Origin of the sequence: Vibrio sp. ER1A, from assembly GCF_000733315.1 — a bacterium.
Lineage (GTDB): Bacteria > Pseudomonadota > Gammaproteobacteria > Enterobacterales > Vibrionaceae > Vibrio > Vibrio mediterranei.
Map to the genome: position 1 here is coordinate 35,924 of NZ_JPJA01000093.1, position 19,833 is coordinate 55,756.

At 44.7% G+C, this 19,833-nt stretch carries 22 protein-coding genes and 1 pseudogene; 20 read left to right on the forward strand and 3 right to left on the reverse strand.

The window, feature by feature from the left end; translation table 11 throughout:
- The first annotated feature begins 10 nt into the window (after positions 1–10).
- Genes fliF through flgA form a run of 6 tightly spaced genes read left to right on the forward strand, consistent with a single transcriptional unit; the run spans position 11 to position 5,192 of the window.
- Complete coding sequence (fliF, locus tag HW45_RS21880) at positions 11–1,684, forward strand: flagellar basal-body MS-ring/collar protein FliF (protein ID WP_038229761.1); 1,674 nt, start codon at positions 11–13, stop codon at positions 1,682–1,684.
- Between the two features lie 25 nt (positions 1,685–1,709).
- Positions 1,710–2,714: a FliG C-terminal domain-containing protein gene (locus tag HW45_RS21885; protein ID WP_006074317.1), complete on the forward strand. Its 1,005-nt coding sequence runs from the start codon at positions 1,710–1,712 to the stop codon at positions 2,712–2,714.
- Positions 2,715–2,727: 13 nt separating this feature from the next.
- Entirely contained in the window at positions 2,728–3,735 is a 1,008-nt protein-coding gene (locus tag HW45_RS21890) for a hypothetical protein (protein WP_038229763.1), read from the forward strand.
- A gap of 60 nt (positions 3,736–3,795) precedes the next feature.
- Positions 3,796–4,083, forward strand: a complete 288-nt coding sequence (locus HW45_RS21895; RefSeq protein WP_038229765.1) for a flagellar biosynthesis anti-sigma factor FlgM — start codon at positions 3,796–3,798, stop codon at positions 4,081–4,083.
- Positions 4,073–4,492 (forward strand): hypothetical protein, encoded by a 420-nt coding sequence (locus HW45_RS21900; protein WP_038229766.1) that lies wholly within the window; start codon positions 4,073–4,075, stop codon positions 4,490–4,492. Before HW45_RS21895 ends, HW45_RS21900 begins: the two co-directional genes overlap by 11 nt.
- Entirely contained in the window at positions 4,485–5,192 is a 708-nt protein-coding gene (gene flgA, locus HW45_RS21905) for a flagellar basal body P-ring formation chaperone FlgA (protein WP_038229768.1), read from the forward strand. The genes HW45_RS21900 and flgA overlap by 8 nt, the downstream gene beginning before the upstream one ends.
- Before the next feature lie 68 nt (positions 5,193–5,260).
- On the opposite strand, the gene HW45_RS21910 is transcribed toward flgA, so the two are convergent.
- Positions 5,261–5,860 (reverse strand): thiol:disulfide interchange protein DsbA/DsbL, encoded by a 600-nt coding sequence (locus HW45_RS21910; protein ID WP_038229769.1) that lies wholly within the window; start codon positions 5,858–5,860, stop codon positions 5,261–5,263.
- 60 nt (positions 5,861–5,920) lie between these two features.
- Positions 5,921–6,274: a hypothetical protein gene (locus HW45_RS21915; protein ID WP_038229771.1), complete on the reverse strand. Its 354-nt coding sequence runs from the start codon at positions 6,272–6,274 to the stop codon at positions 5,921–5,923.
- Between the two features lie 192 nt (positions 6,275–6,466).
- Between HW45_RS21915 and HW45_RS21920 the strand changes: the two genes are divergently transcribed.
- Positions 6,467–6,982: a glycine zipper 2TM domain-containing protein gene (locus HW45_RS21920; RefSeq protein ID WP_038229773.1), complete on the forward strand. Its 516-nt coding sequence runs from the start codon at positions 6,467–6,469 to the stop codon at positions 6,980–6,982.
- A 69-nt stretch (positions 6,983–7,051) separates the two neighbouring features.
- Here the strand turns inward: HW45_RS21920 and HW45_RS21925 are convergent, their stop codons facing one another.
- Entirely contained in the window at positions 7,052–9,139 is a 2,088-nt protein-coding gene (locus HW45_RS21925; RefSeq protein WP_051868285.1) for a flagellar biosynthesis protein FlhA, read from the reverse strand.
- 165 nt (positions 9,140–9,304) lie between these two features.
- Between HW45_RS21925 and HW45_RS30375 the strand changes: the two are divergent.
- The 13 genes and pseudogenes from HW45_RS30375 to HW45_RS21985 form a co-directional block, all read left to right on the forward strand.
- Positions 9,305–9,797: pseudogene (locus HW45_RS30375) on the forward strand (flagellin N-terminal helical domain-containing protein); the annotation flags it as partial.
- A gap of 368 nt (positions 9,798–10,165) precedes the next feature.
- Positions 10,166–10,486 (forward strand): flagellin, encoded by a 321-nt coding sequence (locus tag HW45_RS30380; protein WP_443083045.1) that lies wholly within the window; start codon positions 10,166–10,168, stop codon positions 10,484–10,486.
- A 62-nt stretch (positions 10,487–10,548) separates the two neighbouring features.
- The gene (gene fliD, locus HW45_RS21935; RefSeq protein WP_038229779.1) at positions 10,549–11,871 is read left to right on the forward strand and encodes a flagellar filament capping protein FliD; all 1,323 of its coding nucleotides are present in this window, start codon (positions 10,549–10,551) and stop codon (positions 11,869–11,871) included.
- Positions 11,872–11,883: 12 nt separating this feature from the next.
- Positions 11,884–12,288, forward strand: coding sequence for a flagellar export chaperone FliS (fliS, locus tag HW45_RS21940; protein WP_006074328.1), 405 nt, complete (start codon positions 11,884–11,886; stop codon positions 12,286–12,288).
- Entirely contained in the window at positions 12,272–12,574 is a 303-nt protein-coding gene (locus HW45_RS21945; protein WP_038229780.1) for a hypothetical protein, read from the forward strand. The genes fliS and HW45_RS21945 overlap by 17 nt, the downstream gene beginning before the upstream one ends.
- On the forward strand, positions 12,574–13,785 hold the full coding sequence (locus HW45_RS28465; protein ID WP_051868287.1) for a flagellar hook-length control protein FliK: 1,212 nt from the start codon (positions 12,574–12,576) through the stop codon (positions 13,783–13,785). Before HW45_RS21945 ends, HW45_RS28465 begins: the two co-directional genes overlap by 1 nt.
- Positions 13,785–14,222, forward strand: a complete 438-nt coding sequence (locus HW45_RS21955) for a flagellar biosynthesis sigma factor (RefSeq protein ID WP_231892944.1) — start codon at positions 13,785–13,787, stop codon at positions 14,220–14,222. Before HW45_RS28465 ends, HW45_RS21955 begins: the two co-directional genes overlap by 1 nt.
- A 9-nt stretch (positions 14,223–14,231) precedes the next feature.
- Positions 14,232–14,939 (forward strand): sigma-70 family RNA polymerase sigma factor, encoded by a 708-nt coding sequence (locus HW45_RS21960; RefSeq protein ID WP_038229781.1) that lies wholly within the window; start codon positions 14,232–14,234, stop codon positions 14,937–14,939.
- Positions 14,927–15,793, forward strand: coding sequence for a flagellar motor stator protein MotA (gene motA, locus HW45_RS21965; protein WP_038229783.1), 867 nt, complete (start codon positions 14,927–14,929; stop codon positions 15,791–15,793). The genes HW45_RS21960 and motA overlap by 13 nt, the downstream gene beginning before the upstream one ends.
- A gap of 16 nt (positions 15,794–15,809) precedes the next feature.
- Entirely contained in the window at positions 15,810–16,778 is a 969-nt protein-coding gene (locus HW45_RS21970) for an OmpA family protein (protein ID WP_038229785.1), read from the forward strand.
- Positions 16,771–17,061: a hypothetical protein gene (locus tag HW45_RS21975; protein WP_038229787.1), complete on the forward strand. Its 291-nt coding sequence runs from the start codon at positions 16,771–16,773 to the stop codon at positions 17,059–17,061. The genes HW45_RS21970 and HW45_RS21975 overlap by 8 nt, the downstream gene beginning before the upstream one ends.
- Positions 17,062–17,485: 424 nt before the next feature.
- Positions 17,486–18,943, forward strand: a complete 1,458-nt coding sequence (locus HW45_RS21980; protein WP_038229789.1) for a protein adenylyltransferase SelO — start codon at positions 17,486–17,488, stop codon at positions 18,941–18,943.
- Positions 18,944–19,104: 161 nt separating this feature from the next.
- A complete protein-coding gene (locus HW45_RS21985) occupies positions 19,105–19,833 on the forward strand; it encodes a response regulator (RefSeq protein WP_006074338.1) in 729 nt (242 codons plus the stop codon).

Below are 19,833 nucleotides of genomic sequence, written 5' to 3' on the forward strand. Positions count from 1 at the left end.
GGGAACGGCGATGGCTGCAGAATTAGAAACAAAACCAGCGTTAGCCAACAATATGGGGGCGGCGAAAGAGAAGCTCGACAAAGCTTCTGGCTGGCTTAATACATTTTGGCAAAGCTCGCAACGCAATGTCATTATTATCACCATATTCGCCACCATAACGGCGGCGATCATTGTCATTATGCTGTGGACATCAGCAGAGCGGTTTCGACCACTGTATAGCAAGTCAGCCAACTTCGATTCTAGTCAAGTTCTGCAGCTTCTTGACGAAGAATCAATACGTTACCAGCTCAGCCAAGATGATGGTCAAATATTGGTTCCAGAAGGTGATGTGGCCAAAATTCGCATGATTCTGGCGTCAAAAGGGTTAAAAGAACAACTGCCAAGTGGCTTTGATTCGCTCGATAGTTCAAAAAGCCTTGGTGAAAGCCAGTTTATGGAGAATGCCCGTTACCGTCATGCGTTAGAAGGGGAGTTAGCACGCAGTATAACCACTATGAGTGCGGTCAGCTTAGCTCGGGTGCATCTTGCTATTCCGAAAGAAAGCTTGTTTATGCGTGAAGACGGAGAGCAACCAAGAGCGTCTGTTATCGTCCACATTATCAATGGAATGGATCTCAAACCGACTCAAGTTGAATCAGTGATCAATTTGGTATCTGGGGCTGTCATTGGTCTTAAATCGGAACATGTGAGAGTCGTTGACCAGCATGGCCGCTTATTATCTAACGATGCTACCGTTGGGGATATCACAGTCACTACAGGTAAGCAATCTGACTATAAACGTAACCTAGAAAGAACCTTAGTTGCGCAAGCCACAGATATGCTGACCCCAATTCTAGGTGCCAGTAATTTCCGAGTTCAAATCGCTAGTGATATTGATTTCTCACGCATAGAAGAGACAGAAGAGATTTATGCTGATCCAGTCGTGCGAAAGGAAACTTTGCTTAACGATATTAATGAATCCTCAATGGCTCTGGGTATTCCGGGGGCCTTGAGTAACACGCCCCCAGTGACCGACGGCGAGCCTCAGCCGGAGCCAAACGCTAAGGTGAATCGCAGCGAAACGTCACGAGATTATGCGGTGAGTGGCAAAGTACGTCATATCCAACATCAACAGGGCGTGTTACAAAACCTGTCTGTTTCTATTGTCGTCAATGACTTGGCTAACGCCAATCAAACCTGGACACCGGAAGAGCTTACTAATGTCGAAAATGTGGTTCGCTCTGCAATAGGGTTTAGCGAAACGCGCGGTGACACCATACACATCACACATTTCCCGTTTGTGGTTGCCAGTATTCCAGATCAAGCCCCCGTAGCGTGGTTTGAAAACACCAATATAATGCAGCCACTTAAGTATCTATTGGGCGTGATGTTGAGTGGTTTAATGATCATGGTGGTCTTGCGCCCGCTGGCTCAATATTTAACCAAGTCCGCTGAGCAGGAGGAGCAAGAAGCCGAGAGCATGGAATACGATGATGTGATTACCAAAGAAGAGCGCGCTGCAGAAGCGGCCTTACAGTCGAAACTGGAATCACTAGGCATTGATGCTACGGGTATCAAAGCGTTGGATGACAATTTGCCATCGGCCGATAGCCCGCTAGAGGTGCAGATCAAGCACCTGAAACTTATCGCTAAAGAAGACCCAAATCGAGTAGCCGAGATTTTGCGAACGTGGATTCAGGCATAGCAAAGGATTATCAGAGGGGACGTGTATGGATGACAAGCAAACTTATCAGTCTGTGGATGGTGTCGCCATGTTGGTATTGAGCATGGGTGAAGATATTGGATCTGAAGTTCTCAAAGGATTCACCCATGAAGAGATCAAACAGATTACTCATGCGATGAGTAAAATGAAAGACATTAAGGCTAAAGATGCACTGGTTTCGCTGTCCGGTTTTTTTGATGATTTTAGAAAGCACTCGGGCATTCTGGGTGGGACAAGACAATATATAACCAATGTCTTGGAGAAGACGCTCAATGGTAACTTAGCGCGGGATTTGGTATCCGAAATCTACGGTGATGAGATTCGTTCGCACGCAGAAAAACTGGCTTGGATTCCGCCTGATTTGTTGGTCAACGACCTCAAGAAAGAACACATTAATTTGCAGGCGTTACTGATTGCTCATTTGCCACTTGAGTACAGCGCTAGAGTCATGGACGAATATGATGAACAAGAGTGCCACGAGTTGATTCTGCAAATATCCAAAACACAGGTTTTGACCTCTGGGTTAATGGAGACGCTAAAGGACCTTATCGATCGTTGCAAAATCAACTATCACAGCGGTGGTTCAGCAAGCTTACAAGGCTCTAAGGTGGTGGCAAATCTTATTAATCGCTATTCCGGCGATAAGAGCAACTTATTCCAATTCCTTCACGACCACGATGAAGAAGCTGCTGAGCTGGTAGAAGAGGCGATGTTTGACTTCTTCACTCTGTTTAATCAAGACCTTGAAACTATCAACCTCATTAATGAAAGAGTCAGTCTTGAGCTATGGGCCTACGCCCTTAAAGGGACAAATAAAGATTGCCGCCTGTACATCATCAACTCTATGCCACAGCGGGTTTCTACCGAGCTAAAAGAAAATTTGGTACGTATCGGTGCTGTGCCCGTAAGTCAGGTAGAACAGGCTCGAAAAGAAGTGATCGACATTGTTAAGCAGATGCAGTCTGAAGAGATAATCAAGCTCAACTTTGCCAACGAGCCACGATTGACCTAGTGGGAGAGGTAGGATGAAGTTAACCGGGATTACACAGAGGAAAAACCAGGTCAATCCAGCGAGTGCGGGCAAGATAAAACGTCCTGAAAAGCTTTCGACACGCCAACCCTCATCAGTCTTGTTACACCAGCAAATGATGCAGATGAACCTGCAAGAACGCCCCAAGCTTATCGCAGAGGTGTCCGATTCGCACAAGATGTATAGCCGCTTAATGATGGCCGGAGAAGTTCTAAGAACTGTCGCTAGTGAACTTATCAAACTTAGACAGATTGCTGAGTTGGCGCATTACAGTCCAGATCAAGCCAACCAAATCGATACCATCAAGAAGAAGTTACTGTTTTGGAGTCAAAAGCGCTTGTTTGGTCACTATGTCGTAGATTCTAGCTTTGCTCCTATTCAAACCGATAATCCTCTCATTGAATTTACGATACCAGGGCTCGATTTCCAACGAGAGCGTTTACGAGATGAGGTGGTGTCGCTCTACATCAACAATCGGCTGGTGGCGTTAGCCTTTGAGCGTACAGAAGACCGTGAAGTCTTGTTAGAGCAGTTTAAGATGATGTTTGCGTATGCCCATTTGCAGTTACGACTTAATCAACAACAAGAGTTTGTGATTGGAATGCGAGATGAGCATTGGCGTGCGTGGGACGGCCAAGTTTTCGTTTCCGGACAGGGTGGGCGTTACGCTGAGGGTGCTCCGATAGCTGTTCAAGCTCAAGCCAGTTATCCAGTACTAGACACTATTGGTCGTTTACTAGTGAATGAATCGGGTGCGATACAACATATCGAAGCACTGCTTGAGCGCGTCAATAAGTTGTATTTAGCGCTTTCGAAAGTACTAAAAACAAAAAAAGTACGAGCAAATCAACTCATTGCTTTTTGTACCCACCCTGAATTAGAGCAGTTTGGCAGCTTTAAACAGCATTTAGCAAATAACCCAGAGCTATCGTTGAAGTCCATTCATCGTGGTTTTAGCGGCCCTAGCCGAGACAACGTTATCAAGTTACTAAGAAAAAGGTGAAACAGACGTGAAATTTTGCCGTTATAGTTAATTAGTAGCGAGCAAAGTGAGTAACGGGATATGAGTCAAATCAAGATCGACAATGTGAAGCATATTGTTCCGCATTCCCAAGTTGATGTGGTTCAAAACAAAAAGGTTGAGCCAGACCAAAAGGTCAAGGTGAAGCAGATAAACCTGTCACAACATGAAGTGGACTTGTTGGAAAATGCGAAAAGTTTTTTTGATGGAGTTGAAGATATTGATAGCGCCAAGGTTGAACAAATCAAAGCGCAAATAGCCTCAGGGGAGTTGGTGTTTGATATGGATGAGCTAGCGAAAGTTATAGCGAGACTAGACCATGGGCAATAAAAGCACGCTGATAGGCTACATTACCTATGGTCAGCATATTTTGGAGTTTTCTCGGCAACTATCTTCTGGGCTAGACGATATTCGCGCGGCGATACTCAATCGAGAATATCAAAAATTAGAGTCGCTTAACCAAACCATCACTTCACTAACTCATCGATTGGCTGAAGCCGACCTAAAGCGCTACGCAATGGCAAAGCGGCTGGGTTGTCAGGACAGGCTATACACCAAAGTGATACAGGCAAAACTACAAGGTGGGGTGCTGCAACGAGTTCAAGCTTTGGATAAGCAGATTGAACAATCAATTGGACAATGTAAGACCAAGCTGGAGCGCCAAGGTAATATCATGCTGATGCAGCACCAAGCGATGGAGGAAGCGCTTGGAAAACATAAGTTAAGGATTAATGTCTAAGACCGGATTATTACTCATATTGCTTATCGCGTACGGCTGCATCACTAATATGCAAGCCGCTGTTGCTTCGAGTTCTGAGTTCGAACAACACCTTTCCACTCGTATTCATTCGCTGATAGAGCAGACAGTTCGCTACCGCTACCCGCAACAGTATCAACTCGATGTCAGCATTCGTTTTTCAAAAGCTATTCATCAACTCGAGCCTTGCTCAAAACCAGTCGCAATTCATCATCGTAGTGAGATTAAACTGGGAAAGCAGAAGTGGACATTACGATGTGAAGCTCAGAGGTGGAGTTTATCTGCAACTTCGTCAGCCAGCCTCACTATCTGGGCTGTGACAGCCGATAAAGCTTTGCGAAAAGGCCAGCGCTTATCTCCCTCCGACATCGCAATAAAGCCGATTACGCTTTACACCGATAAAAAGGTATTTTTTAAACCCAGTGAAGTCGTGGGAAGTAAGCTGAAGCGCTCGGTGAATAAGGGGGAACTGTTGACCACATCACGTTTGTATCTTGATTACGATGTGGAGAAAGGTCAGGCCGTTGATGTGGTTTACCAGTCACAGACGATACGGTTAGAGACGTTGGGAACGGCACTTGAAAGTGGTTTAGTAGGCGACACGGTATCGGTTCAAAACCAGCAGTCAGGGAAACTATTGCGAGGTGTGGTGATCAAGAAAAACCGAGTGAGAGTGTACTAACGAAAAAACCTAGAGCAAAGATGATGCTCTAGGTTTTTGTTATGCTTTTCTGAGTAGAACTAAAGCCACTACAGTGTGAGCAGGTAATTCACTAATTCGTTGTACTCCTCATAACTTTTAATACCCGTCGGCTGAACGATGTATTTGTTGTTAACCAATACGCCGGGTACGCCAGTTAATGTGCTTGCATCAAACTGCTTATCAAATTTCTTCTGCATTGAGTTGACGACAAAACTGTTGTACGCCGAGTCAAAGGCTTTGCCATCAATACCATTACTGACAAAGATCTGTTTGAGCTCTTGCTCGTCAACTGGTCTTTTGCCTATTTCGTGGATCTGATTAAACATCGCAGGAACCATCTTATCTTCTACCTTTAAGGCAACCATGGTGGCGTACGATTTTGCCATTGGTACTGCCATATCATTGCCCATAAACGCAACGTGCACTTTCTCAAATTTAACGCCATCAGCTAGCGCAGGCTTGAGGTTTTCTACTACAGATTCGAATTTGTAGCAGTGTGGACAATAAAATGAAAAGAACTCGGTTACTTTGGGTGTGGCTGACTTTTTAACATCCAGTACTTTGTAGTGAGTACCTTGCTCAAATTTAGCCGCATGAACCGATACGCTGAGTAGTAGCGCAGAAAAAAGGGTAAACAATGCCTTCATAGGGATAACTCCGAAAAAAATAGGGTGCGAAATCTCGCGTTAAATGCTGGGGAAACGGAGTTATGCGATAGGAGGGCGGAAAAGGATTTGAACTCTGCCAACTGCTTTGCCTATGTCATCAATTGACATTAAGGCGAGCGACGTGGTGCCCGAGTTAAGTACGACCAATGATTGTCCACAAGGAACTTTAAGCAAACAAAATGAGGCACAGCATTGATGTGGACTAGCCATTTCCACTTTGTTTGATAGTGTTTTGTTAGAGACAACTGAGTTGGTGTGGGTATCGAGCGTTGAGAGAGAATGTGAAAAGGCTTCGTTTGACTCGTTACCGATCGCGACAAAACTCACCATCAGCATAACGACTGATAGGAACAGAGCTAGTGTAACGGTAAAGCAGCGAGAAAACATGGTCATCAAACAACGATTAGGACGCGAGCATCATACCCTAGGAACATTAAAAATACAGGTTTACCATCGCAGTTTGACGCTGCGCTAATAGTGCTCTGACTCTTTACCAGACAATGACATAGAATTCATTCACCGCTGAAATACATGGTTCTTTTCTCCTTATCATGCAGCCACAGCAACAATAATTAGGAGAATTCCATGAACAAGAAAGCAGTGGCGCTGGCCGTAATCGCGATGTTGGTAGTGTCTGGTTGCCAAAAAGAGCAAGAAGCACCAACGGAAGCCAAAATAACTTTCGTAGAAGCGGTGACCAAGGCAGTAAAAACGCCGCATCAAGAGTGTAATGATGTAGTGGTGACGAGACAGGCTGAAGTTAAAGACGAGAATAAACTCTTAGGGACGCTAGGTGGGGCGGCCGCAGGTGCTGCATTAGGTAATCAAGTTGGTGGAGGTTCAGGAAAAACCGTCGCAACGGCAGTCGGTACCGTAGCGGGTGCTATGACAGGAAGAAAAATCCAAGAAAATGCTCAGAAGAATGACACCATAAGTACAACAGAAAGGCGCTGCACAACAAAATACACTACGTCTACCAAAGTGGTCGGCTACGATGTCACTTATGAAGTCTCAGGTGCTCCAACGACTATCCGAATGGATAGTAAGCCAAAGACGGATACTTTTCCGATTGTTTCAGGGCAAGTTGTTATTCCTCAATAAACGTCTCCGCCCCCCAAAAAATGAGTTAATTGATGCCGAGTTATTAACGTAACTCGGTTTTTTTTGACTCTACTCAACATCGCCAAGTACGTTTAACCCATACTCATTCGGAATTTCATTGTAGCTAAGCACGATAAGCTCTTTGGCAAAAGCCTTAGCTAATTTGGCCACCATAGGTCGTGTGGTGGGCGGAACAACGATAACGGGTGGCAGATTTTGGCTTTGCATGGTTTGTACTATGGTCGGCATACGATTTTGAAACTTCTGTAAGACAGAGGGCTCGACAGGGATGGCATCTAATGGAATGTTAGGGTCACTCTGTTGGCTAAGAGAAATCGCGGCCTTAAGCTCATTTTCCAGTGCAGAACCGATAATAAAGGCGTTAATGGTTTTGCTGTTGGGTGACACCAAATTCACGATGGTACGTTTTAACGCCACACGAATATTCGACGACAGCAGAATAGGGTCTTTAACGGTATCGATACTTTCGATAATAGTGTTCGCTATGGTTCGTACATTAATGATTGGCACTTGCTGAGCAAGCAACTGGCGAATCACTTGCATTTGTAGGTTAGGTGATATGACGTTGGCGAGGTTTTCCGCCAGTTCTGGGTGGTGAATAGCGAGTCGATGATTGATTGCCTTAACATCATCATAATTAAAGATATTATCGAGATGTTCACTGCATACCTTACTGACGTGAGTCGCAATTACGTCATACACCTCAATGACTTGAAATCCGAGGTTAATGGCTTTGGTTTTATCTGCTTGATTGATCCACAGAGCTGGAAGCTGATAAGCAGGGTCGACACCCACGATGCCATCTAGGTCAGGATGATCAATTCGGTTGCCCACCGCCATGGACTTATCGGCATAGACCTCACCACGTTCTATTTCATCACCATCAATGCTAATTGCGTATTCTGAGGGTTTGAGCGCGAGATTATCGGTGATAATCACTTCTGGAATCACAAAGCCAATTTGTTCGCTCAGTGTTTTTCGGCTGCCGCGAATACTCTTGATCAGATTGCCTCCTTTCTTGTTACTGGCAAGAGGCACCAATTTAAATCCCAGAGAGAGCGCTATCACATCGACATTGGGAATGATGCTCCAGTCAATCGTGCTTTCATGATTGGTACGAGGTAAAGAGTCTACATCAGATTCAACCTGTTCAGAGGTAGCCTGAAACTTTGACTGACGCCAACCGACAAATGCTAGTAGGACAGTGAAAGTATAGAAAGCCAGATGAGGCATATTCGGTACGCTACCTATGACGAACATTACGCCCGCCGCCATATAAAGGTTGTTTGGCGAGGCGAGTAATTGCCTCTTTACGGTTTGTGCCATGTCATTATCATTGTCACTAATACGCGTCACGATAATGGCAGCGGAAGTCGCGAGTAATAGTGATGGGATCTGGGCTACGAGACCATCACCTATGGTAAGTAAAGCGTAGGTTTGAAACGCGTCTTCTGCGGAAAGCCCATGTTCAAAAATCCCGATCAGGACCCCACCAATTAGGTTGATGAAAAGGATCAATAGCCCGGCGATAGCATCGCCTCGAACGAACTTACTCGCCCCGTCCATGGCGCCGTAAAATTCCGCTTCTTCACCGACTTCTAAGCGTCGAGCTTTGGCTTCGTTTTGATCTATGGCTCCTGCGTTAAGGTCGGCATCGATTGCCATCTGTTTTCCTGGTAGCGCATCAAGAGTAAATCGTGCAGATACTTCTGAGATTCGCTCTCCACCTTTGGTGATCACCACAAAGTTAATGATCATCAAAATCACAAACACCACAATACCCACAACGTAGCTACCGCCAATAACGACTTCACCAAACGATTGGATGACTTTACCCGCAGCATCGCCACCGTTATGACCCTCAAGCAAAACGATACGGGTTGATGCCACATTCAGCGTTAAACGAAGCAATGTCGCGACCAGAAGCAGGGAAGGAAAAATAGAAAAGTCGAGAACTCGAGTGACTGTGCTACTAACCAGCAGTACCACAATGGCCAGCATGATATTAAAGGTAAAAAACGCATCAAGCAGGATCGGAGGCAACGGCAGAATCACCATCGCGAGGATCATGAGTAATACGATTGGAATCGTTAACCTTGATGCCACTGCCTTAAATACGTTTCCCATAACAGCCATTTTTGTGGTTATTGTTGATTAAAATACTAGGATATTTTTCACGCACTTCTCATTTTTGAGTCTTGCAATTTTAAGGTTTAGTGATTTTTTCGAAAAAAAATGAAATGGAATTTTTCCACTGTCGTTAGCAATAACTGAACAGCAAACACAGATGGGGATCATCAGATGGCTATATCAGTACACACTAACTACGCAAGCTTGGTGACGCAAAATACGTTGCAATCGACTAATAACGCGCTCACTAAGTCTATGGAAAGACTCTCTACAGGCTTTCGAATTAACTCAGCGGCAGATGATGCCGCAGGCTTACAGATTGCTAATCGATTAAACCTGCAAAGTCGCGGTTTAGGTGTGGCTATGCGTAATTCGCAAGACGCAATATCTATGATGCAGACTGCGGAAGGTGCGATGGATGAGATGACTAATATTGCATATCGAATGAGTGATTTAGCAACGCAAGCGGCTAACGGTACGTACACCTCCGAAGATCGCCAAGCTCTGGATGCCGAGTTCAATCAACTTGCAGCTGAGCTTGATAACATTTTCTCCAATACTAACTTTGGTGGAAATACGTTACTTGATGGTGCGTCTTTTGGGGCATCTGGAGGAGTGACGTTCCAAATAGGTGATACGTCGACCGATACATTGACAGTTGATCTTGAAACAGAGCTATCGCAAGTTAGTTCGTTTGCAAGTGGTTTTAATGCGGTAGATGCGCAATTGCGCTCGAGAGCGGAACAGGATTTTGCATTGGAAGCTGACAATATCGCCTCAGGAAATCAAACGACCGTGCTAGGGTCAGGGGTCAACTATACGACCGCTTTAGCAGGCTCATACGCCGACTTTCAGGAACTATCAGATGCTGCTGAAGCGGGTGATGCAAATGCTGTAACGGATTTAGGTGCTGTTCTGACGGCGACGACTGCCAGTATGAATGCGAGCATTACAGCGCAAAATGCTGCTGGTGCAAGGTATGATGAGACAGGGGCGAGTTTCTCGCTCACAGCTACCTCATACAACGACATAATGTCAAACAGCCTTTCTGCACTATCGATAGCAAACCAAACCAGTGCTGGTACTGCTATCGATGAGATAAGTAATCTCATTGGTTATATTGGAGAGGCCAGAGCTAAGTTTGGTGCAAACATAAACCGTCTCGATCATACGATAACCAACCTTGGCAATATAACAGAGAACTTGGACACGTCGAAAGGTCGTATAATGGATACCGATTTTGCTTATGAATCTGGAATGATGAGTAAATCACAAATGCTAATGCAATCAGGTGCTTCAATGTTGAGTGCCTCGAAAATGGTTCCACAGCTTGCGATGAGTTTGCTGGGATAACCTGAACAAACCTTGGGGAGGGTTGAGTTGTACCTCCTTGCAACTATAGCGAGGATGATGTTATGAATGTCGATGCGGTTCAGCTCGCCAGTAATTTCGCCAACTTGGATTTACAACCATTTCAATTACGTTACAACCAAAAGTTGTCGACGATAACATCTCAAACATCAGCCATAACTAAAGTTAAGACGGCATTACAATCTCTCGAAGACAAAATCTACGAGTTTACTAAAACGGGCTCTAGTCTTACTCAAACCTCAACATCAACCTCTAGTGAAGACTACTTTTCATTAACGACCAGTCCAGGGGCTGAAGACGTCAATCTTGATGTCTTCGTTAAGCAGATGGCTTCTAATCATCAGGTCGTATTTGATGCTAGCTCTACCGATCCGAATGATGTAATGGCTGCGGCTGGAAGTTTTTCAGTGACTCAAGGCGGCGTCACGACCAACATCAACATTATGGATGCCGATACAGACATTAGTGGTGATGTCACCTACAGTGAATTTGTCACTTACTTCAATGACCAGTTTGACGGTTCAATTCAAGCAACGTTGGTGAAGTCGCAAGGGGCGATGAAAGTGTTGTTTGGCTCTGACAATGAAGGAGTTGATGCCAGTTTCACCTTATCTGCTGATGCGGCAAGTGGTTGGGATACTACGGTAGCAGCGGCAAGTGCGGCGCCGTTACAAGCTGGTCAAGATGCCATTATTACTCTCGGCAATGAATTTGGTACGGAGCTGACCAGCTCTAGCAATACTTTCGAAAACTTAATAGATGGTGCAGACCTCACGGTTCTCAAAGCCAACACCAGCGGTGATACCGCGACTAGCATCAGTATAGGTGATGATATATCCGCCACTGTAGCATCGCTACAAGAGTTTGTAGATGCCTACAACAAAGCCGTCAACGAAATTAGCAACCTGACTCAATCAGGAAGCGAAGATGAAGCACGCGGCGTGCTCGCTTCCGATAGCACAATACGCAATATCAAAAATCAATTATCCACGGTTATTAGAGCTGACTATGACGGAACTCGACTTTTTGAGTTGGGGCTGGAAATTGGTCGCGACGGCAAATTGAGTTTGGACTCGGGTACGTTTGAAAGTGCGGCTTCTAGCATCGATTTTGAAACACTATTTACAGGTACAGGTGGTGTGTTTGAGGCGTTTGAAGCGCAGTTAGAGAGCTATATCGACTTCTCAAACGGCTCGCTCAATCGCCGAATTGATACCTTGAACGATGAAAAAAGTCGTATCAATGACGCCCTATCCGCTTTAGATATGCGTTATGAAACCTACTATAACCGCTACCTTGCCCAGTTTACTCAATTGAACTCACTAAGTAGCCAATTAGATTCCGTTTCCGGACTTTTCACGGTTTAAGGAGAAACCGCCATGCTATTAGGAAAACAGCAACAAGCTAACTATGCCAATGTTCAAGTCGCTGCTAACGCATCGGTCTCATCGAGCTTTGAGTTGATATGTATGCTACATGAGCGTCTGATTCAGGAGTTAGAAAGCGTTAAATACGCGATAGAGCATAAGGATCTTGAGCTCAAATCCAAAGCTTCTCAAAAATCCATTGATATCTTAGTTGGGCTAGATGCTTCTCTCGATTTGTCGACAGGTGAAGCTTTGATTCAGAACATACATGCACTCTATGAGCATGGCATTGCGACTGTATTTGAAGCATCTAAGGAGATGAATACCGAGCTGATTGACAAGCTTATTGAAGTGATGACGGATCTCAAAGAGGGATGGGAAGGTGCAATGGAGTGGCTTGATGAAGCCCAGTCCTGAACAGGTAGAACGCCTTGTTCTCAAGTTAGAACTGGCGGTCAATAACAAACAATTTTCTGAGATAGAAAAGTTAAATCGTTTGCTCAAACCGGTGCTGCTAACCATAGAGCAATCACATCCAAGCTATCTGCCTCTGGTTGTGCGGTTGAAAAGTGTTCACAACCAATGCAGAGCATTAGTAGAGCATGAACAAGTCATCCTTAAACAGCAGCTTAGTGACAATTCAAGTCTGCGCGAGCGAGATAAAGCGTATGCCCAGACACAAGTGAGAGCAGGAGAACAGTGATGGAACTGCAAGGGAATATGGCTTCAAAGAGTTGGGCGACCAATGGATTGGTTTTTGATTTGCTGTCGGCGGTGGATGCTACGGTGAAGAGCAATTCGACCTCTACTGCTCTCAGTTCATTGTCTTCTGAGCTTGGGGAAACCCGAATGACGCCACTCGCTCAATCATTTCAGACACTATTCTCAGTGCTTAATCAGGTGCAGCAGTCCTTACCTATTGAACAAGGCGTCGTGGTTTCTGAGGTCGATGTTCGCAGCGTAAATGAGAGCGCCAAGAATAAACTCAATGAGACGCCTTTGGAACCAGTAAGTCTGTTGATGCTTGAAAAGCCCGCGCAGATGCCAAATGCTAGCTTGCCTCTGCCAGCAGAGCAGGTACCGTTTCGACTAAATGAAGTTGCACGCTCAATCGCTGCTTCTATCGAAGTGCTAGCAGCGTCATCGCAGCCCTATAGTTTTTCTTTTGAAGCTGACGAGTACGAAAATGATGAAGTGTTAGTGACTTCAAACGATACCTCTTTTTCTCAGCAGGTACTGAGTGCCGTGATATTGGACATCAAGGATAGATGGCTACCAAAGGATACTCCTCAGACTAATCCCATTTTGCCCAACTTGGAGTCGTCGTTGCCTAGCATTGCGCCCAAGGCTAGCTCCATGAATCCTTGGACGCCAGCAAGCTTAAAGCTTAGTGCGCAATTACCTATTGGGGCAATCAACCATCAACCCGTCGAAGCGCTGTATCTAGCCAATGAAACGACAGCAAGTCGAGTTGTACAGACTATTGAGGTAAGTAAAGCGCTTGACGTGGATAGTCAAAGACAAATTTACCAAGTGCTGCGAGATAAAATTCAGCTTCAATTGGACACCATGAATCAAGCTGCTCGAATACGCTTTGATCCGCCTGAGCTTGGCAAAGTGGAGATGCACGTAAAAGTTGATGGCGAGCGGGTCACAATACAAATGAGCGCCACATCCGCAGCCACGCGAGAGGCAATTTTAGCAACGTCAGAACGTTTGAGAGCGGAGCTTGTCGCACAAAATAGTGAGCTATCTGAGGTAAATATTTCTTTGGAACAATCGAACTCACAGCAGTTTCAATCTCAAGAACAGAGCGATCATTCAGAGCAAGAGGTTAGCCCGAGAGCGAATGATCTTTCTGATCAAGATAACAGCGATGTTTTGGAATATCGTGCTTACATTGCGAGGGCTTAATGATGACTAAAATTATTGTCACTTTCGTCGTTACTCTCGCGCTTTCGATCACAGGTTTCTGGTTGTACCAAAGTAATAGGCTAAATATGGAGTCCTTGACCGCTTGGCTCTCGCCGAACAATCCTGAGCCGGCCAAAATGCAGCAGGTTGAAATTCAGCTGGAAAATGTACTGGTGCCAATTAACTTGGGCAATCGACAAAGCTTGCTTTTGCTTGATGTTTCTATGTTTACCCCACAGAAAAACGGTGCATATGTGTATGAGCAATTAAGCCGAATTAAGAACCGCATCATCAAAAAATTCAGCGTCAAAGAGGCCTCTTATTTCTACAACAAACAGTTTATCTATGTGATTCAAGATGATCTCAAAGATGACTTAGATGAGCTACCGAGCTTACAAGTTGGTGATGTACTTGTCACCAAAGCGGTATTTCAATAGGTCGCTACTATGTTGATGCAGCCCAAATACCAGCACACCCAAACTAACGACCAAGCAACGTTGCAGGAGTTAGAAAAATTGGTGCTGCAACAAAACATCAAGCTGATTAACGGACTGCTTTATCAATATCGCTACGCGGTTGATGAAGGAACGTTTGAGGATTTACGGCAAACGGCCATGATGACTTTGGTCATCGAGCTTAGGAAGTTTGACCATGTTGCTAATGATGATTTTCGACGGGCGGTGGCGGTACGAATTCGAGGTGAATTAGTCGATGAACTCAGGCGCCGCGACTATATGGAGCGAGATAAACGTCAATTGGTGAATCGAATCAAGCACGCTGAAAGACAACTAGTTCAGCAGTTGGGAAGACAGCCCACAACCAATGAGATTTGTCATCATTTAGGCATTGAAAGTAATGATTATCAACAAGCGATGACGTTAGTGGATGTGTTTGATGATATTGAGCTGGAAACGGTGGTGACAGCCGTTCCGGAGACGGACAGAGAAGTGCTTTTTAATGAGGTGAAACAAGTATTGAATACGCTCCCTGAGATGGAGCAGCGCATTCTTTACTTGGTTTATGTGAAAAGTTTAAGCACCAAAGAGACGGCGCTGGTCCTCGATATCAACGAAATCAAAGTGCATCGATTAAAACACCGAGGTTTGGACATTCTCAAAAGTAGAATGAAGGAGAGTGAAGTATGCAAAAACTAATCGGTATTGTTATCGTGCTTAGCGTTATTTTTGGCGGCTTCATTTTTCTTGGTGGGAAGTTTGAATTTATCTTCAAGCTGTCGGAGATCATAATCATCTTTGGGGCGGCATTTGCTAGTTTGTTAATGTCTACCACGTCTGCAACGATGAAGCTGATGGCTCAGCAAGTTGGCATCGCTTTTCGTTCTACGCCTTATGACAAGGACTATTATCAACAGTTACTATCGTTAATGTTTGAGCTAATCAATACTGCGCGAGTTCAGAATATCAAAGCGTTAGATATCCATGTTGAGAATCCTGATTCAAGTAAAATTTTCAATAAGTATCCAAAGATCACGAGTGACGCTCTTACGACTCAGTTCATTATTGATTCATTTCGACAAGTGATTACTGGTAAGCAATCGCAACATGTGTTGGAAGCATTTCTAGAAGAAGAGATCGAGCATCTAGAGGATGAATACACCAAGCCTTCCGAGAAATTGCACGCTACCGCTGAGGCTATGCCGGGGCTTGGTATTTTAGCTGCGGTAATGGGGATCATTCTGACGATGCAAGGCCTTGATGGTGAGATCAGTGAGATTGGTCAGAATATCGCTGGCGCTCTGGTAGGAACATTTACTGGGGTTTTTGGTTGCTATTGTGTGCTTGGACCAATGTCTAGCAGTATCAAAGATGTTTCCGAGAATCAGTTAGCGCCACTACTGTGTGTGAAATCAATCCTGTCTGCTTACGCTCAAGGTCAATCGGCGCACATGTGTGCTAATGCTGGACGCAAAAACATCGAAACTCGTTATAAACCGTCATTTGTTGAGCTAGAAAAAGCAGTCGAAGTGCTCAGACAGCAGCCTTCATAAGGCTAAGGAGCGAATGATGGAACAGCCAAACATCATCATCAATAAAAAAGGGCGCCGTAAGCGCGGCGAGCTGCAACACGGCGGATGGAAAGTTGCCATGGCAGATTTGATGATCTCACTAATGTGTCTTTTCCTTGTATTGTGGATACTGCAAGTCGTTGATGTGGATGACCAGAAGAAATTGTTGAATTACTTTGCCTATGGCAATGATCCCATCATGCACTTAGGAACTAACGAAAGTGGCGGTAACTCAATTAACCCACTGCCACTACCTCATGTGGCAACCTCCCATTATGACGCTGAACTGCATCGCATTAATGACACTTCTGTACTTAAGGGTGAGTTTAATAGCCAACAAGAACTGGAAGTTTTGGCACAGCGAGTCAAGCAAGAGCTATCCGGTATTGATGCCCTTGGCAGCGTCAGTGTGTTAGTAACACCTCAAGGCGTAAAGCTAGTCATCGCAGACTCTGATAAAGGCCCGATGTTTTTCCGAGGAGGGGCGAAGGTAACGCCTTTCTATCAAGACTTATTGCTGAACCTTGCCGGATTACTAGAAAAAATCGAAAACAAAATGATTATCACCGGACACACGGATGCAAGTCGTTATAAAGGAAGTCGAATGACTAACTGGGAGCTTTCAAGCAATCGTGCTAATAGTGCTCGTTACTATTTGGATAAGGGCGGCCTTCAAGAGCGTCATATTTTTCAAGTAACGGGGATGAGTGATACAGCACCAATTGACTTTAACAATGCCAAATCCGGTATTAATCGCCGAATCGAGCTGTACATTTTAACCGCTGAAACTTTGGCACAACTGAACAAGGTTTACAAAGCCTTTACCTTAGATCAAGCGACCAGACCTTCGCCATTGGCAGAAAAAGAACTCGACATAGTTTTACGAGAATCTCAGCGTAAGGCGCTGCAACAAGCAGAATATAATCAGCCAGTTACGTCATTTGAAGTGATGAACCGTTATGACTGAACTCATTCACTCAGTGCTGAACATGCGAAAGTGCTTAGCCTGGTTAGTGGTTATAGATTATGTATTAATTGGTTTTTACGTCTATTTGGCAACGAGTTTAGTATATTTTGATGTTTTTCTTATAGGGGTTTTGATCGCATTGTACAATATCCTATTGGTGACCGTTGTCGTCAATCAGCCGCCAGGCTTTATTTCACTGGATAGAGACAAGCACCTTGTTATCCCAATCTGCTTTGCAACTTTTCTTGGTTGCACCATCGTTGTTTTGACCGTTTTCTGGTGATTTTTTGGCTCTATTTCAAAGATTTTTGAGAACAGCGTTGCAAAAATAACCATTTAGGCCTAAGTTGTAATGGTAGTGTAACAAAAAGGAGAGTTTGCCTATGCATCAAGAAATGATTCAACCTTCCAACCTCGGCGTTATTAGTCGCACTTGCCTGTTCTCTCTCGGTACAGTGGTAGCCATTCTGGCTATGCTCTAATAACTTAGACTTCTTAGGGGACAGCCCAAACGCAGACACTTTGTTTAGTAGATGGGCGTTCCTCTAGGCAACGTAAATCGTTTATCCTTTTCTCTTCCTGTTATAGAACTTCTTTTTTCTAATACCCATACTTTTCGTTAATACCCACACTTTTCGTTTGTTTTCTATCCACTGCGACTCGCTATACTCTAAGTAATTGTTATTAAGACTTGTATAGAGCCGCCTATGTTTTCGCTGGATTCATTGTCCTTTTCTCATCGCTTTTTAGCTCTGCCGAATAGCTTTTACACCCAAGTTGAACCGATGCCTCTCGATAATCCTCGTTGGGTTGCTTGGAATCAAGAACTGGCAGGTGAACTCGGATTTCCAGAGCTGGTTGAAGACGAACAAGCCTTACTTGATGTACTCTCGGGCAGTGTATCGAATGAGCACATCAAGCCACTTGCAATGAAATACGCGGGTCACCAGTTTGGTATTTATAACCCTGATCTAGGTGACGGTCGTGGTTTGTTGCTGGGTGAAGTCGCAGGAAAATCAGGGCAGACTTTCGATCTTCACCTCAAGGGCGCGGGACAAACGCCTTATTCGCGTATGGGTGATGGTCGGGCGGTACTACGCTCGACAATTCGAGAGTATTTGTGCAGCGAAGCCATGGCAGGGTTAGGTATTCCTACCACTAGAGCATTGGCAATGATGGTTAGCGATACGCCCGTGTATCGAGAACAAGTGGAGCAGGGAGCGTTATTGGTTCGCGCTGCCAACACGCATATTCGCTTTGGTCATTTTGAACATTTCTTTTATACCGGTCAGCATGAGCAGCTTCGCCTACTTGCGGATAAAGTAATTGAGTGGCATTTCGCTGATTGTTTAGACGCTGACAAGCCTTATGTTGCCTTCTTCGCTGAAGTTGTTCGATTAACCGCAGAAATGATTGCTCACTGGCAAGCCAAAGGGTTTGCTCATGGAGTGATGAACACCGATAACATGTCGATATTGGGTCAGACATTTGACTATGGCCCGTTTGGATTTATGGATGATTACGAACCGGGTTATATTTGTAATCATTCCGACTACCAAGGTCGTTATGCGTTCGACAATCAACCGTCCATAGCGATGTGGAATCTCACCGCGTTAGCTCACGCTTTGTCTCCACTTGTCGATAGAGAAGACTTAGATCATGGATTGGAAACCTTTACGCCAATCTTGCAGACAGAGTACAGTCGCCAAATGCGTGACAAGTTTGGGTTGTCGACTAAGCAGAGTGAGGATGGAGATTTCTTTAATCGAAGCTTTGACCTCATGGAAAGTGAAAAAGTGGATTACACCCGATTCTTTAGAGCTCTATCGAATATCGATAGAACCGGCATTGCCCCTCTTGTTGACCTGTTTATCGATCGTGCTAAAGCGCAAGCATGGGTAGAAAGCTACCTGCTACGTTGTATGTTAGAAAATGATTCCGAAGCTGAGCGCTGCCGAAAAATGCGTTTAGCGAATCCAAAGTACATTCTCAGAAATTATCTGGCCCAACAGGCCATAGAACTTGCCGAGAAAGGCGATTTTTCACTGGTTCATCAGTTGGCAGATTTACTCAAATTCCCTTACGAGGAACAAGCAGAGCATGAAGAATTTGCCAAGCTTCCACCTGAATGGGGTAAACGCATGGAAATCAGTTGCTCATCATAAAGATGAATCAATTTGTTAACCCTTTATGGCTAAAAAGTATCATCATGTCATTTTTGTGACCTTGCGCAAATTCGAGCTGCAAATTTTATAAACGAATCAATAATAAAATTCCCTCTAAAGCCTTACACTATAGGGAGTAAGTGCAGACTTAAGGAAATAAAATGCAGGCTAAGACGCACATTTTGGTTGTAGATGACGATGAAGAGATCCGTCTCTTACTCGATGAGTATTTGACGAAATCTGGCTTTCAAGTTTCTACTGCTGAAGATGGGGTAGAAATGGAGCTGTTTATTAAGGCCAAAGGCTACCCGGATCTTATTCTGCTCGACGTCATGCTGCCAGGAGACGATGGTTTTACTCTTTGTCAGCGTGTTCGACGAGACTCGCAAGTACCCATTATTATGCTAACCGCAGTATCCGATGAAACCGATCAAATTATTGGTTTAGAAATCGGTGCTGACGATTACATTGCGAAACCATTTAGTCCGCGTCAGTTGATGGCTCGAATTAAAGCGCTGTTGCGTCGGACCCATCTCAATGGTGATAAGGCAGAAGAAACGCCACCAAGAACGATTGATTTTGGTGATTGGCATTTGGATACTATTGCACATCGTATGACCAACAAGGTGAATGGCCGTACGCATGATTTATCCGGTAGTGACTTTGCGTTGCTAATGCTGTTTTTGTCGCGCCCGAACGAAATTCTTGATCGCGATACTATTTCGTTTGCGACTCGTGGTCGTGAAGCCTTGCCTTACGAACGAGGTATTGACGTTCAATTGAGCCGAATTCGAAATCGATTAGGCACCAGTAAAAACTTCCCACACTACATTAAAACCATGCGTGGTAATGGGTATATTCTGTCTGTTCCAGTGGAATATGGCCAATAA

What these genes read in the sequence shown, in the direction of transcription:
- HW45_RS21980 (WP_038229789.1), top strand. Translation starts at nt 17,486, where the DNA reads ATGTTTTCGCTGGATTCATTGTCCTTTTCTCATCGCTTTTTAGCTCTG.
- HW45_RS21925 (WP_051868285.1), bottom strand. Translation starts at nt 9,139, where the DNA reads ATGGCTGTTATGGGAAACGTATTTAAGGCAGTGGCATCAAGGTTAACG.
- fliF (WP_038229761.1), top strand. Translation starts at nt 11, where the DNA reads ATGGCTGCAGAATTAGAAACAAAACCAGCGTTAGCCAACAATATGGGG.
- HW45_RS30380 (WP_443083045.1), top strand. Translation starts at nt 10,166, where the DNA reads ATGTCAAACAGCCTTTCTGCACTATCGATAGCAAACCAAACCAGTGCT.
- HW45_RS21945 (WP_038229780.1), top strand. Translation starts at nt 12,272, where the DNA reads ATGAAGCCCAGTCCTGAACAGGTAGAACGCCTTGTTCTCAAGTTAGAA.
- flgA (WP_038229768.1), top strand. Translation starts at nt 4,485, where the DNA reads ATGTCTAAGACCGGATTATTACTCATATTGCTTATCGCGTACGGCTGC.
- HW45_RS21955 (WP_231892944.1), top strand. Translation starts at nt 13,785, where the DNA reads ATGATGACTAAAATTATTGTCACTTTCGTCGTTACTCTCGCGCTTTCG.
- HW45_RS21890 (WP_038229763.1), top strand. Translation starts at nt 2,728, where the DNA reads ATGAAGTTAACCGGGATTACACAGAGGAAAAACCAGGTCAATCCAGCG.
- HW45_RS21885 (WP_006074317.1), top strand. Translation starts at nt 1,710, where the DNA reads ATGGATGACAAGCAAACTTATCAGTCTGTGGATGGTGTCGCCATGTTG.
- motA (WP_038229783.1), top strand. Translation starts at nt 14,927, where the DNA reads ATGCAAAAACTAATCGGTATTGTTATCGTGCTTAGCGTTATTTTTGGC.
- fliS (WP_006074328.1), top strand. Translation starts at nt 11,884, where the DNA reads ATGCTATTAGGAAAACAGCAACAAGCTAACTATGCCAATGTTCAAGTC.
- HW45_RS21920 (WP_038229773.1), top strand. Translation starts at nt 6,467, where the DNA reads ATGAACAAGAAAGCAGTGGCGCTGGCCGTAATCGCGATGTTGGTAGTG.
- HW45_RS21975 (WP_038229787.1), top strand. Translation starts at nt 16,771, where the DNA reads ATGACTGAACTCATTCACTCAGTGCTGAACATGCGAAAGTGCTTAGCC.
- HW45_RS21900 (WP_038229766.1), top strand. Translation starts at nt 4,073, where the DNA reads ATGGGCAATAAAAGCACGCTGATAGGCTACATTACCTATGGTCAGCAT.
- HW45_RS21895 (WP_038229765.1), top strand. Translation starts at nt 3,796, where the DNA reads ATGAGTCAAATCAAGATCGACAATGTGAAGCATATTGTTCCGCATTCC.
- fliD (WP_038229779.1), top strand. Translation starts at nt 10,549, where the DNA reads ATGAATGTCGATGCGGTTCAGCTCGCCAGTAATTTCGCCAACTTGGAT.
- HW45_RS28465 (WP_051868287.1), top strand. Translation starts at nt 12,574, where the DNA reads ATGGAACTGCAAGGGAATATGGCTTCAAAGAGTTGGGCGACCAATGGA.
- HW45_RS21910 (WP_038229769.1), bottom strand. Translation starts at nt 5,860, where the DNA reads ATGAAGGCATTGTTTACCCTTTTTTCTGCGCTACTACTCAGCGTATCG.
- HW45_RS21960 (WP_038229781.1), top strand. Translation starts at nt 14,232, where the DNA reads ATGTTGATGCAGCCCAAATACCAGCACACCCAAACTAACGACCAAGCA.
- HW45_RS21970 (WP_038229785.1), top strand. Translation starts at nt 15,810, where the DNA reads ATGGAACAGCCAAACATCATCATCAATAAAAAAGGGCGCCGTAAGCGC.
- HW45_RS21985 (WP_006074338.1), top strand. Translation starts at nt 19,105, where the DNA reads ATGCAGGCTAAGACGCACATTTTGGTTGTAGATGACGATGAAGAGATC.
- HW45_RS21915 (WP_038229771.1), bottom strand. Translation starts at nt 6,274, where the DNA reads ATGACCATGTTTTCTCGCTGCTTTACCGTTACACTAGCTCTGTTCCTA.